Source organism: Micromonospora sp. NPDC048169 (genome assembly GCF_040652815.1).
GTDB lineage: Bacteria > Actinomycetota > Actinomycetes > Mycobacteriales > Micromonosporaceae > Micromonospora.
This window is the reverse complement of the sequence record NZ_JBEZMS010000083.1, coordinates 1-1,395: the sequence shown is the minus strand read 5'-3', so window position 1 is coordinate 1,395 and position 1,395 is coordinate 1. Positions and strand designations below refer to the sequence as shown.

1 protein-coding gene is annotated in these 1,395 nt (G+C 69.6%); it reads right to left on the bottom strand.

Translation table 11 applies throughout. The features are described 5' to 3' along the window. Positions 1–20: 20 nt before the first annotated feature. The gene (locus AB0D28_RS29890) at positions 21–1,100 is read right to left on the bottom strand and encodes an IS110 family transposase (RefSeq protein WP_357391262.1); all 1,080 of its coding nucleotides are present in this window, start codon (positions 1,098–1,100) and stop codon (positions 21–23) included. Positions 1,101–1,395 lie beyond the last annotated feature (295 nt).

Sequence of the window (1,395 nt, the reverse complement as noted above, 5' to 3'; positions counted from 1 at the left end):
CGATCTGTGAGTGGGGGTTGTCAAGTGGTTCGGTGGTGGTTGGTGATGGTGCGGTAGAGCTGTCGGGCGATGTAGCGCTTGAGGCAGCGGGTGATTTCTCTGGTGGTGCGGCCTTCGGCGCGGCGTCGGGTGATGTAGTCGCGGGTTTCGGGGTGGATGCGGCGGCGGGTCAGGGCGATGGTGTGCAGGGCGCTGTTGAGGGTTCTGTCGCCGCCGCGGTTGAGGCGGTGTCGGTCGGTGCGGCCGCTGGCCACGGGGATGGGGGCGGCGCCGGCGAGGGTGGCGTAGGCGGCTTCTGATCGGATGCGGCCGGGGTGGGACCAGGCGGTCAGGGCGATCGCGGCGGTGACGGGTCCGATGCCGGGTTGGTCGAGTAGGGGTGGGCACAGTTGGGTGACGAGGGTTCGTAGGTGGCGGTGGTTGTCGGCGAGGGTGGCGTCGAGGGTCTGGATCTGCCGGGCGAGGGTGGTCAGCTCGCGGCGGCGGGTGTGTTCTTCGAGGGGCAGGTCGGTAGTTTCGGGTAGGTCGAGGGCGGCCAGGCGGGCGACCTGCGTGGTGGTCGACAGTCCGCGCAGTGTGTGGCGCAGGGTGTCGTCGGCGGTCAGGATCAGCGCTTTGATCAGGTTGATCGCGGCGGTGCGGGCGTCGCTGTGGTGTCGGCGGCAGACCAGCAGCAGGCGCAGCGCCTCGCGTGGTCCGTCGCTGCGGGGCACGGCGATGCGCTCGGCGGGCAGGGCGAGCACGGCGTGAGCGGCGGCGACCGCGTCCAGGCGGTCGGACTTACCGCCCCGGCGACGGGCCGCGGCGGCGGGTTTGGGCGCCTCGCAGACGGGCTCGTCGGCGGCGCTCAGCAGCCGGCACAACCCTTGACCGTGCGCCCGGGTGCCTTCCACCGCCCACAACCGGCGCCCCTGCGGGGGAGTGTGCTCGACGGCGAAGGCCAACAGCTGGCTCAACCCGTCTGGGTCGGTGGACACGGTGACCTGCGCCAACACCCCACCGAGCCGGTCAACCACAGCTGCGGTATGCGTGTCGGTGTGGGTGTCCACCCCCACCACCACGTCGCAGCGATCCGCGACCCGCTCTACGATCCTTGCCATCTCGGATTGTTGCTCCTTAGCCAGCGACGACCGGGACAGTTGGCGTCGGCTCGGGAAGCAGTCACCACGGCGGCAGATCTGTGATGGGCCACGTGTGCTCGCACGGGCAGGCTTCTGATCAGGCCAGCAGGGTGGACCGGGCCGGCGCCGACGACCACCCGGGGACAGGTCTTGCACAAGGCACACCCACAACCCGAGCGGCCGGATCGACGAAGAGTCACCCAAGTGATCATCGATGCCGAACCCTAACGGCAACCAGCCGAACCGATCACCACACACATAGAAGCGTCTTGCA